Genomic DNA, 15,114 nt, shown 5'->3' on the forward strand with positions numbered 1-15,114 from the left:
ATCTGCTGCTAGTGCCTCGTCATGCAGCCTTGAACGGGTAATCCAGGCGGCGGATCTTGGAGTTGATTGCGAACCCGGTTTTCGGTCGGGCGTGTTGGTTGCGCCATCGGATGTAGGCGCCGATGGCGGCGTCCTGCTCGGGGTGGGTGCGGTGGTCGGTGCCGTTGAGGGCGAAGTAGCGCACGGCGGCGAACTCGGCCTCGATCCAGTTCAGCCAGGACGCGTAGGTCGGCAGGAACACCAGGTCGACCTGGTTGGCGGCGCACCAGGCGCGGACCTCGGGGTGCTTGTGTGGGGAGAAGTTGTCCAGGATCAGGTAGAGGTGCTGGTCGGGCCAGCGGTGGCGCAGGGTCTTGAGGAAGCTGAGGAACTCGCGCCAGCGTTTCCGGTCACGGATCCGGTAGTGCAGGCGTCCGGTGGCCAGATCGAGGGCGGCGATCATGTGCCGCACGCCCTGGTCACGCCGGTAGGTGGCCCGTAGTCGCACCGGTTGTCCGGCGGGTCGCCACCCGCGGCCGGGTCGGGGTTGCAGGTTCAGGGGTCCGAACTCGTCCACGCAGATCACCCTGCCGTCGACAGGCGGGTGGTCGTAGAGGTCGAGGATCCGGCGCATCTTCGCCGTGAAGTCCGGGTCGGTGCTGGCCTTCCACGTCTTGGTGGCCTGCCAGGACACTCCACGTTCGTGCAGGACACGGCGCACGGTCTCGACGCTGACCGTGGTGACGTGACCGGTGTCGATCAGGTAGTCACGCAGCTTGGCAAGCGACCAGCAGGAGAACGGCCGGCCGAGGAAACGGGGGTCGCACCGGGCGATGACGCAGATCCAGTCTCGGGTCTGCTCATCGATCCGTCTCGGTGCGCCCCCGCTCCATTTTGGGTCCAGCGCGTCGAACCCCCGATCGTTGAACGCGTGGATCACGTCCCGCACGTAGTCCTCGCTGGTCCGCAGCAGGTGGGCGATGTCCGGGGCCGGCTGTCCTTGGGCGGACATCAGCACCACGATCGCCCGACGAAGCTTCACTGGGTCCTTCGCCGTCCGGGTGATTCTCTGCAACCGCTGACCCTCGGCCATCGACACCTGCCGGACGAACACCTCCGGCCGTCTACCCACCGGCCGCCACCTCCCACGGTCGAACCGTTGGGAGACAGCCTGCCCGACAGATCCTCAGAACCAGCGGATTACACGATCAACGTTCCAAGACGAGGCACTAGCCTGGCGCGGTCCAGTAACTGTGCGCGATGGGCTTGCTGGCAGGGTGAGCCCACAATGCGGTCGTACGAGCCGCGTCGTTCGACGATTACTGCAGCATCTGAGATTCAGCCGTGGGCGTCCGAGCGTGGTTGGCGTGGGCCAGTGCGGTGGGCATAGCCGCAGCTCCACGAGGCGTAATCTCGGAGGCGCGTCACGACCCGCAAGTGAGATGATCTCGTCGTGACCGTGTTCATGCCGCCAGAGCAGCTCGCTGACCGGACCGCGCGTGCGGTCGACGCCGCCGTCCACGCCGGACGGAACCTCGGACTCACCGTGACTGAGCCGAAGGTGCTGTACGAGGTGTTCTCGGTGGTCGTCCACCTCGCACCGTCGCCGGTCGTGGCCCGGGTGCTCACGGTGCTGCCGCACTACGCGGACCTCGACAGTCAGGCGGTCCGGCAGCGGGCGGAACTGGAGGTGACCCGGTGGCTCGCGGACCGGGGCACGCCCGTCATCCCGCCCAGCCCGCTCGTCGCACCGGAACCCGTCCAGCGTGACGGGTTCTCGATGACGTTCTGGCAACTCGTCGAGGTGGACCCGGACGCCGAGCCCGACTACGTGGCGAACGCCGGGCTCGTCGCCGACCTGCACGCCGCCCTGCGTGACTATCCGGGGGACCTGGCGTTCCTGTCGGCTGCCGAACCCCGGTTCATCGAGGACGGCCTCGCTCTCCTGGAGGATCACCCCGACCTGCTCGACCCGGCCGACCTGGACCGTGCCCGCCGCGAATGGCAGGTCCTGGAACCCATCGTCAGTTCTCGCGAGACGTTCGAGCGCAGGTTCCCAGGAATCGACCTCCAGCCCATCCACGGCGACTGCCCGGCGGTGAACATCGTTCCGGAGGTGCGTGGGCTCCTGTACGCCGACTTCGAGATGGTCACGTTGGGACCGGTGGAGTGGGACCTCGCCGGCCTCGGCCCCGAGTGTGAGGCCGCCTACGACCGCGAGGCACGGCGCCGGGGACTGCGCGAGTTGGACAAGGATGTCCTGGGCTTCGTCAACGCGGTGGGGATGCTGCGGGGCGTCGCCTGCCTCGCGCTTGCGCCGCAACTGCCCATGCTGGCGGACGCCACCCGGCCGCTGATCGACCAGTGGCGGGCGATGCCGTTCGCGGGCGGGTTGACCGGCTGACGGAGGTTGGAAACCGGGACACCGTGGCCACGGCTGGCAGCGTCAGCCGTGGCCAGCCGTGCGCCGCGCCTGCGTCGCCCGGTGTTGCGGGGCGGCCGGTGGCAGCCCGGTCGGCCCGCGATTCCGGCGTACGGTCGGCAAGGTTGTCGGTCTGCGCGGTGCGGACGAGCGTTGCTGCATCCGCAGCCCGGCCGGCTGTACGAAGATCGACCGTCGGGCGACGGCGTCGCCGGTGTCGTCGAGCTGGTAGCCGTCGAGCCAGACCCAGCCGTCGAATGTGACCCAGTCGAGCACCCGGATCACCCGGAACATCATCGGCGTGACGAACTGAACGCTGGCCGCGCGGGTCACCAGCACCAGATCGCCTGCTCCGGGCAGGGGAGTGGTCATCGCCAGCCGAACACGGAGCGGTGTCGTCGCCACATCCTGATCCGGGCACGGGCGGCCTCCGCCATCGGACAGAACCCAAGTTCCGTGCAGCTCGGGCAACGGCTGTGACGGTGCCGGTCGAGGCAATACCAGGCCGACTGCACCAGGAACGGCACCTCGCGCCGTACCGGGTTCCCCGCTTGCCAGGCAAGCGACGCGCTCCGGTAGGGGCCATCAGCCGGTGAAGGGCCTTGCATCTCCGCCTCGTCCGACAGCGGGAGCGGCGCGGGACGTGGTGTGCGCCATAGCTGGTTGGCCAGGGTCTTCCATGGCGTCGGCATTCGCCGAAGTGGGCAGCGCCGCCAGGAGGAGAAGCCGCACGAACACCCAAGGTGTAGTCGGCATCGAAACACCGGGCGGTGTGCGGGGGCGAACGGAACCAGCCGTTCTCTCTGTGGTCGCGGCATGGCTTTACGCTGCCGTTCAACGTCGCCCTTGTCAAGCGTGTAGTACACGCTTGACAACTGGCTGTCCGTGCACTACACGTTTGACAACTTCACGCGTGGCTAACCTGCGGACGTGCCAGACCACCTGTACGGGCCGCAGGAAATTGGGGAGCGGCTCGGCGTCTCGCGGGAGCGGGTCCGACAGTTGACCCTCCGCCCGGACTGGCCCGCGCCCTACGACCGGCTTGCCATGGGGACGGTCTGGCGCAAGGAGGACGTCGAGAAGTGGATCGGGAAGCATCGCCCGCACCTGATCGAAGCTGACGAGGACGAGGCTGCGGACGCGTAGGCCGCAGGCCGAGGTGGCGGACGAGGCCCGGTACGTTGTCGTACCCGCCGTATTGCCTGGCTGCCGCCTACGCCGCAGGACGAAGTGCCCCCGACGTCGCCATGATCGCACTTCTCGTGACCGCTCCCGTCGTGCGGCTCGGGTTGGAGGCCACTCACCAGGCGGGAGTCCTCGCGGAGACCCCTGAGGGATACTTCGCCGCTGGACCGCTGGACCGCTGGACCGCTGGACCGCTGGACCGCTGGACCGCTGGACCACCCAACCCACGATCCACTCCATATCGGCGATATCGGGGTGTCCCGGCCGAGTGTCACCCCCACATCGCCAATCTGGTGCCGGCCGTCGTCGGGCCGACGGCTGTCCATCGGGCCGGCCGACATCGGGCCGGCCGTCCGTCAGGGCGGGATCGCTGCTGACTACCCTTGGTGGCCGTGCCCGAGGGACATTCCATTCACCGCCTGGCGAACCGGCACGCCGAGTTGTTCGCCGGGGAGAAGCCACAGGTCAGCAGTCCGCAGGGGCGCTTCGCCGAGGGGGCCGCGCTGATCTCCGGCACCCTGCTGGAGAGTACCGAGGCGTACGGCAAGCATCTGCTGCACCACTACGCCGCCGACGTGACGGTGCACATCCACCTCGGGCTCTACGGGAAGTTCACCGACGGGCCGGGGGAGCCGCCCGAGCCGGTCGGGCAGATCCGACTGCGGATGGTCGGCGACCGCCACTGGCTGGACCTGCGTGGCCCCACCGCCTGCGAGCTGCTCACCCCCGCTGAGGTCGACGCGCTGCGTGCCCGGCTCGGCCCGGATCCGCTGCGCGCCGACGCCGACCCGGCGCGGGCGTACGCCCGGATCTCCCGCAGCCCGACGCCGCTCGCCGCGCTCCTGCTCGACCAGTCGGTGGTGGCCGGCACGGGTCTGATCTTCGTGACCGAGGCGCTGTTCCGGGCCGGACTGCCGCCGCTGCTGCCCGGCCGGAACCTGACCCTGGCGGGCTGGCGGGCGCTCTGGGCCGACCTGGTCGAGCTGATGACCCTCGCCGTCGAGCGGGGCCGGATCGACACCGTCCGCCCGGGGCACCTGCCCGAGGCGATGGGCCGTGCGCCGCGGGTCGACCGGCACGGCGGGGAGGTGTACGTCTACCGCCGCAGCGGCGACCCCTGCCACGTCTGCGGGACGGCGGTCAGCCGGGGCGCGCTGGGCGGGCGCAACCTCTACTGGTGCGCCGCCTGCCAGGCCGGCTGACCCGGCCGGTGCCGCCGCCTCCGGATTCCGGCATGACGGGTGTCGTTTCGTCTGCGCCTGGGAACAGACAGCGCTCCTGTGCCACCCGTCCTCGATCCGACCGAACGGGAGCCGCCGCCGTGCTCTGCTTCTCGCGAGACAGGAGCTTGTGAACTCGTCGACGTCTCTTGAGGAGGGCGCTACGTGCGGTACGCCGGTGAGCGTGGCAGCGCGGACCGGGGCCCGGTGGCACCGCTCAGGAGCCGGTCGGCCGCGAACCGGATCTTCGCGTACCTGGTCATGCTCGGCTGGCACGAACTGGTGATCATCGCTTACTTCGTCCTCCTTGACCGGCAGTCTGGCGGCGGTGGCCGCTGGCCCTGTCCTGCGTTGAGAAGCACCCCCGCCCCGGACCGACACCACCAACACGCCAACGAACAGGGCCACGCCGGTTGGATCACAGCCCGCTCCAGCGCCGCGATCCAGCCAGCAGAGCCGCCTCGGCAGACACGGAGGAAACACATGAAGCTCGTCAGGACCACCGCCGCAACCGTCACCGTCGCCGCCGGGATGATGGCCGGAGTGTTGGCCGCGGCGCCCCCGGCGTACGCGGCCACCTACGGGGGCGAGTGCGGTTCCGGCTACGGTGTCGTGAACTCCGACGCGATCGGCTCCAAGGGGACCGTGTTCCTCACCTTCAACTCGGGGACGCGAAAGAACTGCGTGGTCGCCAAGCGGAACGCCGTCGGCTCGGCGGTGCTCATCGAGGCGGGCCTCGCGATTCACCCGGTCGGGACCCACTGGCCGGCCTACGACGGCGGCTACTACACGTCGTACGCCGGCCCGGTCTACCTGTCTGCGGCGGGCAAGTGCGTCGACTGGATGGGGCGCATCAGCGGCACCCAGGGGGGCAAGCGCGGCACCAACTGCGGCTGACGCTGGCCGGCGGCCAGGACAGGTGAGCCACCGGCCCACCGGTACGGCTTGCCCTGTTCGATCGATCTGGAAGCAGGTCGGCGAGGCTGGTCGGGTCGGCCCGCACCGCCGACCCGACCAGCGGCGCCGCTCAGACCAGCCGGCGGATGTCGCCGTACGCGCGGTAGAAGCCGCCCCGGCCGGACTCGCGGACCTCGGTGACCAGGTAGCGGGCCCCGCGCTCGCGGATGCCCTTGGGGAACTGCACGGACCAGTCCCGGTGGAAGCCGTCGGAGAGCACCTGGACGCGCAGCCGGCCGCGCTCCTCGATGCACTGCACGACCACCCCGCCCTCGGTGTGGTGGACCACCTCGACCGTGGTGGACGGGGCGGTGGCCGCCATCCGGGGTGGTGCCTTGACGTCCACCACCTGCGGGACGCTGCCGCCCTCGGCCGCCCGGATCGCCGACTCGCTGGCGTCGATGCAGGCCAGGTAGCCGCCGGTGGTGACCACGTAGAGGCGGTCCTCGTGGTACTGCATCGAGTATGCCGAGCCGCAGCCGGTGCCGAGCTTCCAGAGCCGGTTGCCGGCATCGTCGAAGCAGTAGATCGAGGAGTGGTTGTCCCCGGCGAAGACGTACCGGCCGTTCTCGGTGGCGGCGCAGGAGAAGACCGGGGCGTCGCACTGGTACGTCAGGTCGGCCCGGCCGTGCTTGGTCAGCCGGACCACCTGGCGGGTGCCGGTGCCGGCGAACACGTGGTCGCGTTCCTGCCAGCCGAAGAGGACCGAGCCGGTGCGGGTGTTCCACAGCTCCTGACCGGTCCGCCAGTCGTAGCCGGTCACGCCGGCCGAGTGGCCGTGGTAGATCGCGTCGTCGTCGCAGCGCACCATCCACGCCGCCGAGCCGCGCCCCGGCCGCCGCCAGAGGAACTCGTCCTCGTGGTCGACGGCGGAGATCCCGCCGCCCGCGTCGGAGACGCCGAGCACCCCGTCGTGGATGTCCAGCCAGTAGATGTCGATCTCCGGCGCGATGGTGTACGCCACCCGGGGCACCTTGCCGGAGAGGTCGTAGACGTTGCCGTCGTCGCAACCGGCGTAGATCCAGGCGTCGTCGGCGACGATGCACTTCACCCCGTCGGGCAGCCGGACCTGGCTGAGCACCTGGGCGTCGTGGCCGAGGGTGGTGATCACCCCGTGCTCGTTGCCCACCATGCAGTGCTCGCCGTCGACGAAGATGCCGAACGCCGGGGCGCCGGAGTGGTACCGCCAGAGCACCGGGGCGGTCCGTGCGGTGGAGTGGGTGCTGACGATCTGGCGGCGGCTGACCGCGCGCTTCTGCCGGACGCCGCGCACCGCCGGGGCGTACCCCTTGCGGACCTTCTCGCCGATCTTCTTCGCGGCGGCGGCGCGGGCCTTCGCGTTGTCCGCGAAGCTGCTGGTCTTGACCTGCCCCTGGTCCCCGATCCGGCCGTACCGGACGGTCAGCTCGGTGCCGTCCACCACGGTCTCGTAGAACTTGTGTGCTCCACCGTCGGACTCGGACAGTTCGAGGTAGGTCGTCTCCTGCGGCATCAGAAATCCTCCGGGGGCGGGCGACCGGCGGCGATCCGACCGGTACGTCGACAGCCCGCACACCGTAGCGCCGGCCACCGACAAGGCCGGCGGACGGGGGCTGACCTGCGGATCAGTCGTCGCCGAGCAGCCAGCGGACCACCTCGACCTGCGGGGGGAAGACCTGTCCCTCGCCGATGCTCCAGGCCAGCGTCTGGCCGATCGTCCAGCCCCGTACCCGGTCCCGGTCCAGCCCCAGGTCGGCGGTGAGCCGGTCCAGCCGGTACCGCACGGCCGCCGGCGAGTGGCCCAGCTCCGCGCCCCGCACCATCGGCACCACGCTGAACTCGCGCTCGCCCACCAGCGGCTTCGGGTCGATCACCAGCCACGGCGCACGCCCGGCCCGCAGCACGTTCCCGGCGTGCAGGTCCTGGTTGACCAGCACCTGCTCCCCCTGGGTCGGGGTCAGGCCGGCGAGCAGGTCGCGCGCGGCGTCGAGCAGGCGTCGCTCGTACGGCCGGCCGGCCCGCTCCCAGGTGTCCGGCAGCCGTTCCACCCAGCCGGCGGCCTCCTCGGCGAGCGGGGTGAACGGGGCTTGGGCCGGCTGCCAGAGCCGGGGGAGCAGGTCCACCACCACGTCGAGCGCCTCGTCCGGCGGGCGGTGGTGCAGCGGGTCGCCGGGCTCGCACCGCTCGACGAGCAGGGCCCGCCAGGCCGGCTCGTGCGCCAGCAACCGCACCGCGCCGTCGCCGTCCCACCGCGCCAGCGCCGCCGCCTCGTGCGCGCTGTCCGGGTCGGGATACTGGAGCTTGAGCACGGCGGGTGTGCCGTCCGGCAGGTCGGCGGCGACCGCCAGCGACACGAACGCCCCCGGGTACGTCGGGCCGAGCCGCAGCGACCAGCGGTCCACGCAGGCGGCCAGCCGTTCCGGCAGTACCGTCAGCCAATCCCGTCCGGCGGGCACCCGTCGTAGCCAGTCGAGGCGTCGGGGGATCTCCAGTTCCACCGGACCATTCTCGGGCCGGTCCGGCCCGGTCGGACAACCGTTTCCGGCGGGCCCGGTGTCCGTGGACGGGACCGGGCGCTGCTGCGGGACGTCGCCGACCGGTGCCTCGGCCTCGACCAGGAACGGCGGAGGCAACCGCGGTGGGTCGTCAGGACGCCTGACGGACGGGCATGTCGGCCAGCCAGACGTCGGCCAGGTCGCTGAGGGGGACGTCGAGCGCCCGGCTGAGGCCGACCACGGTGCCGAACGCCGGGGCGGGCAGGCGGCCGGCCTCGATCTTGCGCAGCGTCTCGGGGGAGATGCCGGCTGCCAGGGCCACCTCGACGAGGCTGCGGCCGGCCCGCGCGACCCGGAGGGCGGCTCCGAGGCGCTGGCCCGCTGCGATCTGTTCGGCGGTGAGTGGTTGGCGAACCATGCCAGCAGGTTATCCCACCGGAGCGCCGCCGACCTGGCGTGGTATAAAAATACCGCACACGGAGAGGGAGGTTGTCGTGATCGAGCTCAAGTCCGCCGACGAGATCGGCCGGATGGCGGTGACCGGCCAGTTCGTCGGCGAGCTGCTCGCCGAGCTGAGCGGTGTCGCCGCCGTCGGCGTCAACCTGATGGACCTCGAACACCACGCCCGCCGCCGCATCTCCGAGCGCGGCGCCGAATCCTGCTACTGGGACTACGCCCCCTCGTTCGGCCGCGGCCCGTTCCGTAACGTGCTGTGCCTCTCGGTCAACGACGCGGTGCTGCACGGTCTGCCGCACGACTACGTCCTGCGCGACGGTGACCTGCTCAGCATCGACATGGCGGTCGGCATCGACGGCTGGGTCGCCGACTCCGCGCTCTCCTTCGTCGTCGGCACCCCCGACCCGGCCGACCTGACCCTGATCGAGGCCACCGAGGTCGCTCTGGAGGCCGCCATCGCCGCCGCCCAGCCCGGCGGCCGCCTCGGCGACATCTCCGCCGCGATCGGCGGGGTCGCCCGCTCCTACGGCTACGGCGTCAACGCCGAGTTCGGCGGCCACGGCATCGGGCGCACCATGCACGAGTCCCCGCACGTCTCCAACGACGGCCGCGCCCGCCGGGGGATGCGACTCGACCCCGGCCTCACCCTCGCCATCGAGCCCTGGTTCTGCCGCTCCACCGACAAGATCAGGTTCGACCGGGACGGCTGGACGATCCGCTCCGCCGACGGCTCCCGCACCGCGCACTCCGAACACACCGTCGCCATCACGGCCGCCGGCCCCCAGGTCCTGACCCGCCGCCCCGCTCACGGCACCACCGCGCCCGATCCGACCAGGAAGCCCGCCACCACCTCCTGACCCACCGCCCGCCCCCTCGGCGGGCGGCATCGCGCGCCTCAGGCCAGGGCGTCGACCGCCTTGCGGGCGGCGATGAGCACCGGGTCCCAGACCGGGGCGTACGGCGGGGCGTAGCCCAGGTCGAGGCCGGTCATCGCGTCCACGGTCATGCCGTTCCACAGCGCCACGGCCAGCGTGTCGATCCGCTTGGCCGCCTCGGACCAGCCGACGATCTGCGCCCCGAGCAGCCGGCCGCTGGGCCTCTCGGCGATCAGCTTGACCGCCATCGTGCGGGCTCCGGGGTAGTAGCCGGCCCGGTTGGTCGACTCGGCGACCACCGAGACGAACTGGAAGCCGGCGGCGGTGGCGTCGGACTCCCGTAGGCCGGTCCGACCCACCTCCAGGTCACAGACCTTGGTCACCGCCGTGCCGATCACGCCGGGGAAGGTGGCGTAGCCGCCGCCGATGTTGATCCCGGCGATCCGGCCCTGCTTGTTGGCGTGGGTGCCGAGGGGGACGTTGACCGGCTGGCCACTGACCCGGTGCAGGGTCTCCACGCAGTCCCCGGCCGCCCACACCCCGTCCACGCCGATCACCCGCATCCGGCGGTCCACCCGGATTCCGCCGGACGGCCCGATCGGCAGGCCGGCGGCCTCGCCGAGGGCGACGTTCGGCCGCACCCCGAGGCCGAGGACGACGACGTCGGCCGGAAGCTCACCGGCGTCGGTGCACACCCCGGTGACCCGGCCGTCGGCGGTGCGCAGGCCGGTGACCGTCGTCCCGGTACGGATGTCGATGCCGAGCCCGCGCATCGCCTCCGCCACCATCCCGGCCATGTCCGGGTCCACCGTGGACATCGGCTGGTCGGCCTGTTCGACGAGGGTCACGTCCAGCCCGCGCACGATCAGCGCCTCGGCCATCTCCACGCCGATGTAGCCGCCGCCGACGACCACCGCGCGCCGGGGTTCCGGGTCACGTTCCAGCCAGTCGCGCAGCGCGTCGGCGTCGTCGAGGGTCTGCACCCCGAAGAGGCCGTCCGCGTCGACGCGGGCCCAGTCCGGGTGCACCGGGGTCGCACCGGTGGCGTACACCAGCGTGTCGAACCGCTCCCGGACCTCGCCGCCGCCGGTGAGGTCCCGGGCGACGACCTCGCGCCGGTCCAGGTCGATGGCGGTGACCTCGTGCCGGAGCCGGACGTCCATGTGGAACTCGTCCCGGAAGGTGGCCGGGTCCCGGGCGATCAGGTCGTCCCGCTCGTCGACCAACCCGCTGATCCAGTACGGGATGCCGCAGGCCGAGTAGGACGTGAAACGCCCCCGGTCGAACGCCACGATCTCCAGGTCGTCCGGACCGCGCCGCCGCCGGGCCTGGGACGCCGCCGCCATGCCCCCGGCGTCGGCGCCCACCACGATCAACCGTTCCGCCATCGGTTCAGTCTGTCACCGTCGGCGAGCCGCCGCGCGTCTGTCGCGCGACGTCCTCGACCACGTCGACGAGGCGGCCGGTGCGGGAGTGCACCATGCGCTGCCGGTCGGCCCCGGTGCCGTGCCGGCGTACCCCGGCGAGCAGGTCGTCGACGAGGTCGGCGTCCCCGTGCCGGTCCAGTTCGGGGTGGACCCGGTCGACGAGACGGTCCAGCAGCTCCCACGCCGGACCCACCTCGCCGGTGTGCGGGTCGACCGCCTTGCCGGCCAGCCCGTCGTGGGCGGCCCGCCAGTGGGCCGCGACCAGCAGGTGATGGTCGACCCGGGGCGCCGGACGACCGGCGTCGATCTCCGCCAGGGCGGTACCGACCAGGCCCCGGACCAGCGCGGCCACCAGGATCGTGTCGTCCAGGGACGGGCAGACGTCGCCGATGCGCAGCTCCACCGTCGGGTACTTCGCGGACAGCCGGGCGTACCAGTAGAGCATTCCCTCGTCCAGCATCATGCCGCTGCCGATGAGCTGCTGGATCAGCTGCTGGTAGTGGGCGTACGAGTCGAGCCAGGGGGTGGGGGCCACCGAGGGCCAGCGCTCCCACTCGATCGAGCGCCAGCTCGCGTAGCCGGTGTCCTCCCCGGCGGAGAAGGGGGAGTTGGTGGTGAGCGCGTGCAGGATCGGCATCCAGGGCCGGACGTGGTTGAGCACCTGTACGCCGGTGTCCGGGTCGGGGATGCCGACGTGCACGTGCATGCCGTTGTTGCCGGGGCCGGGCGCGAGCAGCCGGAACCGCTCGACCATCCGGTCGAAGCGCGGCTTGTCCACCACCGGCGGCACCGGGCCGTCGATCGGGCCGGTGCCGATGGCGAGCAGCCGGACGCCGGCCCGCTCGGCGGCGTCGGCGAGCCCGCCGCGCAGCAGCCCGAGGGAGTGCCGGATCGCCCCGAGGTCCAGGCCGGGTGGGCTGCCGATCTCGATCTGGCTGGTCTGGAACTCCCGCTCCACCTGGCCGGCCAGGTCGGCGGGTACCTGGTCCATCACCAGGTCGACGGCGGGCACGGCCACACCGGTGTGCGGGTCGACGAGGAGGAACTCCTCCTCGACGCCGACGGTGAGCAGATCGGGTCGGTCCGGCGTACTCGTCACGTCCTGGGTCGTCACCTGGCCGGTCACGGCCTTCACCACCTTCTTCCGGACCGCGTCGCTCGCGGGTGCTGGGTTCTGAGCTACCCAGCCGTACCCGGCCGGAAAACGTTGTCCCGGCGTGTCGATTCCGGCTCACCGACTCGGGTGGGTGACAGCGGGTCCTACGCTGTGCCCGTGGTGGCGGGGCTGTCGGTGGCGATCTGGGCCTGGGCGTACGCGCTCGGCCAGGTCGTCGTGCTCGCCGACCGGCCGGTCGAGCTGCTCGCCGGTGCGGCGGTCGGTGCGGCCCTGTTGCTCGCCACGATGGTGGCCGTCCTGGTCACGGTGGCCGGCGCAGCCGGCCCGCGGGCCGTCCGGCAGGCCCGCTCCCTGCGGGAACGGGCCCGTCGCCGACGGGTGCCCCGGCAGCTCGACCCGGACGCGCCCGGCCGTCCCCGTCCCCGCGCACCGGGGGTGTTCCCCGCGACCGCGTGACGCGTCGCCGGGTTCCCCGGCCCCGCCATCCGCCGCCCGCCAACCGGTCGGCCCGCACCGTCGGGCCCGCCCCGGCGTGCCGTCGGGTCCGTGCACGCGGTCGATTCCGCCCGTCATCCGTCCGTCGAGGACATCCGACCGGAATCGCAAGGGGTACCCCCATGTTCGCCTTCGCACCACTCGACGCCGTCGTCGGCGTCGCGTCCGACGCCGTCTCCACGCTCGCCACCGCGGTCACGCCGCTGGCCGGCGGGACCGCCACCGCCGTCGCCATCGTCGGTTTCACCGTCGCCGTCCGACTGCTGATCACGCCGCTCACCGTCGCGCAGGTGCGGGGGGAACGGCGGCGCGCGGCCCTCGCCCCCCGGGTCGGCGAGCTGCGTCGCCGGTACGGCAACGATCCGGCCCGACTGCAACGGGAACTGCTCGACCTGTACCGCTCCGCGGGGGCGAGCCCGCTGGCGGGCTGCCTGCCGGCCCTGCTCCAGGCGCCGTTCTTCCTGGTCATGTACCGCCTCTTCACCGCCGGTGACCCGGTGCCGCTGGCCGGACGGCTGGCCGGGGTGCCGTTGGGGCACCAGGTGGCCGACGGGCTCTCCGGAGCGGCCGGACCGCTCTGGGGCGTGCTCCTGGCCGCGCTGGTGGCCCTGGCCTGGCTGGCGTCGCGGCGGATGCGGCGGACCATGGCCGCCGGACCGGTGCCGGTCGCCGGCTCGCCGGCCGGCGACCCGTCCTCATCCGGTGGCTCGGCGTCGGGTGGCTCGTCCTCGTCCGCCGGGTCGGCGTCGGGTGGCTCGTCCTCGTCCGCCGGGTCGGCGTCGGGTGGCTCGTCCTCGTCCGCCGGGTCGGCGTCGCCAGGTGGGGTGGGCGGGGACGTCGGCGCGGTCGTCGGCCGGATCCTGCCGCTGCTGCCGTACGCGACGCTGCCGGTCGCGCTGGTGGTGCCGTTGGCGGGGGTGCTCTATCTGGTCACCACCACCGCGTTCACCGCCCTGGAGCACACCGTGCTGCGGCGCGACCGACGGACCTCGCGATCAGCCCTGGACAGAAACAGTTAACTTTCTTGATAATTACCGAACCTGTCGATGTCCATGGATGCCCGCTCGGGCGTGGAGGGTCCTGTGAAACGTTCCCGATCTCTTGTCCTCTCCCTGGTCGCAGCCTTGGTGGCGACCGTCGGCGCGGCCTGGGTGGCGTTGCCCGCCTTTGCCGCCGGAGCCAGCGCGACCTTCGTCAAGACCGCCGACTGGGGCACCGGTTGGGAGGGGAAGTACACCATCACCAACGGCGGCGGCAGCACCATCAACGGCTGGAACCTCACCTTTGAGCTCCCGGCCGGCACCACCCTCGGCTCCTACTGGGACGCCCTGCTCACCTCCTCCGGCCAGCGGCACACCTTCACCAACCGCTCCTGGAACGGCAGCATCGCCCCGGGCGCGTCGGTGTCGTTCGGCTTCCTCGCCACCGGCTCCGGCGCGCCGCGCAACTGCACCCTGAACGGCGCCGCCTGCGGGGGCGGCACGACCCCGACCACACCGCCGCCCACCAGCACGCCGCCGACGACCCCGCCGCCGACCACACCGCCCCCGACCACCCCGCCGCCCACCTCCGGTCTGCCCAAGCACGTGCTCACCGGCTACTGGCACAACTTCGACAACCCGGCCGTCGAGCTGCGCCTGCGCGACGTGCCGAACGAGTACGACGTGATCGCGGTCGCGTTCGCCGACGCCACCACCACGCCCGGCGCGGTGTCCTTCACGGTCGACCCGGGCCTGTCCGCCTCTCTCGGCGGCTACACCGACGCCGACTTCCGGGCGGACGTGCAGACCCTCCGCTCCCGGGGCAAGAAGGTGATCATCTCGGTCGGTGGTGAGACCGGGCGGGTCGCGGTCAACGATTCGGCCAGCGCGGTCGCCTTCGCCGACAGCGTGCACGCGCTCATCGGGCGGTACGGCTTCGACGGGGTCGACATCGACCTGGAGAACGGCCTGAACCCGACGTACATGGGCCAGGCGCTGCGGTCGCTGCGGTCGAAGGTCGGGGCGAACCTGATCATCACGATGGCCCCGCAGACCATCGACATGCAGTCGCCCCAGGGCAGCTACTTCAAGCTCGCCCTGGACATCCGGGACATCCTCACCGTGGTGCACACCCAGTTCTACAACTCCGGGGCGATGCTCGGCTGCGACCGTAACGCCGCGTACCCGCAGGGCACGGTGAACTTCATCGTGGCGCTCACCTGCATCCAGTTGGAGGCCGGGCTCCGCCCCGACCAGGTGGCGCTCGGACTGCCGGCCGGTCCGGGGGCGGCCGGTGGCGGCATCGTCCCGCCCAGCGTGGTCAACGCCGCCCTGGACTGCCTGGCCAAGGGCACCAACTGCGGCAGCTTCCGGCCGCCGCGCACCTACCCGGGCCTGCGCGGGGCGATGACCTGGTCGATCAACTGGGACGTCAGCAACGGCAACGGCTTCGCCCGTACCGTGAAGCCGCACCTGTCGACCCTGCCCTGAGCCGGTCGGCCCGGACGTCGCGCGTACCGGTCGGTG

Annotated in this window: 16 protein-coding genes; 8 read left to right on the forward strand and 8 right to left on the reverse strand. The window is 71.8% G+C overall.

The window, feature by feature from the left end:
• Positions 1-19 precede the first annotated feature (19 nt).
• Positions 20-1,111: an IS630 family transposase gene (locus AB0F58_RS15805; protein ID WP_357142843.1), complete on the reverse strand. Its 1,092-nt coding sequence runs from the start codon at positions 1,109-1,111 to the stop codon at positions 20-22.
• Between the two features lie 321 nt (positions 1,112-1,432).
• Between AB0F58_RS15805 and AB0F58_RS15810 the strand changes: the two genes are divergently transcribed.
• Positions 1,433-2,383: a phosphotransferase gene (locus AB0F58_RS15810; protein WP_357142845.1), complete on the forward strand. Its 951-nt coding sequence runs from the start codon at positions 1,433-1,435 to the stop codon at positions 2,381-2,383.
• 42 nt (positions 2,384-2,425) lie between these two features.
• Here AB0F58_RS15810 and AB0F58_RS15815 read toward each other — a convergent pair whose 3' ends face one another.
• Entirely contained in the window at positions 2,426-2,773 is a 348-nt protein-coding gene (locus AB0F58_RS15815) for a hypothetical protein (RefSeq protein WP_357143250.1), read from the reverse strand.
• A gap of 558 nt (positions 2,774-3,331) precedes the next feature.
• Here AB0F58_RS15815 and AB0F58_RS15820 point away from each other — a divergent pair.
• Both AB0F58_RS15820 and AB0F58_RS15825 read left to right on the forward strand, forming a co-directional pair.
• Positions 3,332-3,547 (forward strand): sigma factor-like helix-turn-helix DNA-binding protein, encoded by a 216-nt coding sequence (locus AB0F58_RS15820; protein WP_357142847.1) that lies wholly within the window; start codon positions 3,332-3,334, stop codon positions 3,545-3,547.
• Between the two features lie 431 nt (positions 3,548-3,978).
• Positions 3,979-4,788, forward strand: coding sequence for a DNA-formamidopyrimidine glycosylase family protein (locus AB0F58_RS15825; protein WP_357142849.1), 810 nt, complete (start codon positions 3,979-3,981; stop codon positions 4,786-4,788).
• 179 nt (positions 4,789-4,967) lie between these two features.
• On the opposite strand, the gene AB0F58_RS15830 is transcribed toward AB0F58_RS15825, so the two are convergent.
• On the reverse strand, positions 4,968-5,096 hold the full coding sequence (locus AB0F58_RS15830) for a hypothetical protein (protein ID WP_357142851.1): 129 nt from the start codon (positions 5,094-5,096) through the stop codon (positions 4,968-4,970).
• A 193-nt stretch (positions 5,097-5,289) separates the two neighbouring features.
• Here AB0F58_RS15830 and AB0F58_RS15835 point away from each other — a divergent pair, with 193 nt between their 5' ends.
• Positions 5,290-5,703, forward strand: coding sequence for a spore-associated protein A (locus tag AB0F58_RS15835; protein ID WP_357142853.1), 414 nt, complete (start codon positions 5,290-5,292; stop codon positions 5,701-5,703).
• Positions 5,704-5,833: 130 nt separating this feature from the next.
• Here AB0F58_RS15835 and AB0F58_RS15840 read toward each other — a convergent pair whose 3' ends face one another.
• From AB0F58_RS15840 to AB0F58_RS15850, 3 genes are all read right to left on the reverse strand, one after another.
• Positions 5,834-7,255, reverse strand: a complete 1,422-nt coding sequence (locus tag AB0F58_RS15840) for a WGR domain-containing protein (RefSeq protein ID WP_357142854.1) — start codon at positions 7,253-7,255, stop codon at positions 5,834-5,836.
• A gap of 112 nt (positions 7,256-7,367) precedes the next feature.
• Positions 7,368-8,240, reverse strand: a complete 873-nt coding sequence (locus AB0F58_RS15845; RefSeq protein ID WP_357142856.1) for an aminoglycoside phosphotransferase family protein — start codon at positions 8,238-8,240, stop codon at positions 7,368-7,370.
• 148 nt (positions 8,241-8,388) lie between these two features.
• The gene (locus AB0F58_RS15850; RefSeq protein ID WP_357142858.1) at positions 8,389-8,655 is read right to left on the reverse strand and encodes a helix-turn-helix transcriptional regulator; all 267 of its coding nucleotides are present in this window, start codon (positions 8,653-8,655) and stop codon (positions 8,389-8,391) included.
• Positions 8,656-8,731: 76 nt separating this feature from the next.
• Here AB0F58_RS15850 and map point away from each other — a divergent pair, with 76 nt between their 5' ends.
• Positions 8,732-9,550: a type I methionyl aminopeptidase gene (gene map, locus AB0F58_RS15855; RefSeq protein WP_357142860.1), complete on the forward strand. Its 819-nt coding sequence runs from the start codon at positions 8,732-8,734 to the stop codon at positions 9,548-9,550.
• A 38-nt stretch (positions 9,551-9,588) separates the two neighbouring features.
• Here map and AB0F58_RS15860 read toward each other — a convergent pair whose 3' ends face one another.
• A complete protein-coding gene (locus AB0F58_RS15860; RefSeq protein WP_357142862.1) occupies positions 9,589-10,956 on the reverse strand; it encodes an FAD-dependent oxidoreductase in 1,368 nt (455 codons plus the stop codon).
• A gap of 4 nt (positions 10,957-10,960) precedes the next feature.
• A complete protein-coding gene (locus AB0F58_RS15865; RefSeq protein WP_357142864.1) occupies positions 10,961-12,130 on the reverse strand; it encodes a glutamate--cysteine ligase in 1,170 nt (389 codons plus the stop codon).
• Between the two features lie 138 nt (positions 12,131-12,268).
• Between AB0F58_RS15865 and AB0F58_RS15870 the strand changes: the two genes are divergently transcribed.
• The 3 genes from AB0F58_RS15870 to AB0F58_RS15880 all read left to right on the forward strand — a co-directional run bounded on the left by AB0F58_RS15870 (position 12,269) and on the right by AB0F58_RS15880 (position 15,078).
• On the forward strand, positions 12,269-12,568 hold the full coding sequence (locus AB0F58_RS15870) for a DUF6412 domain-containing protein (RefSeq protein ID WP_357142866.1): 300 nt from the start codon (positions 12,269-12,271) through the stop codon (positions 12,566-12,568).
• 161 nt (positions 12,569-12,729) lie between these two features.
• Positions 12,730-13,626: a membrane protein insertase YidC gene (locus tag AB0F58_RS15875; RefSeq protein ID WP_357142868.1), complete on the forward strand. Its 897-nt coding sequence runs from the start codon at positions 12,730-12,732 to the stop codon at positions 13,624-13,626.
• A 63-nt stretch (positions 13,627-13,689) separates the two neighbouring features.
• Positions 13,690-15,078 carry a cellulose binding domain-containing protein gene (locus AB0F58_RS15880; RefSeq protein ID WP_357142870.1) on the forward strand — a complete coding sequence of 463 codons (1,389 nt, stop codon included), beginning with the start codon at positions 13,690-13,692 and terminating at the stop codon, positions 15,076-15,078.
• The last annotated feature ends 36 nt before the right edge of the window (positions 15,079-15,114 follow it).

Origin of the sequence: Micromonospora sp. NPDC023956 (assembly GCF_040639195.1) — a bacterium.
Classification (GTDB): domain Bacteria; phylum Actinomycetota; class Actinomycetes; order Mycobacteriales; family Micromonosporaceae; genus Micromonospora.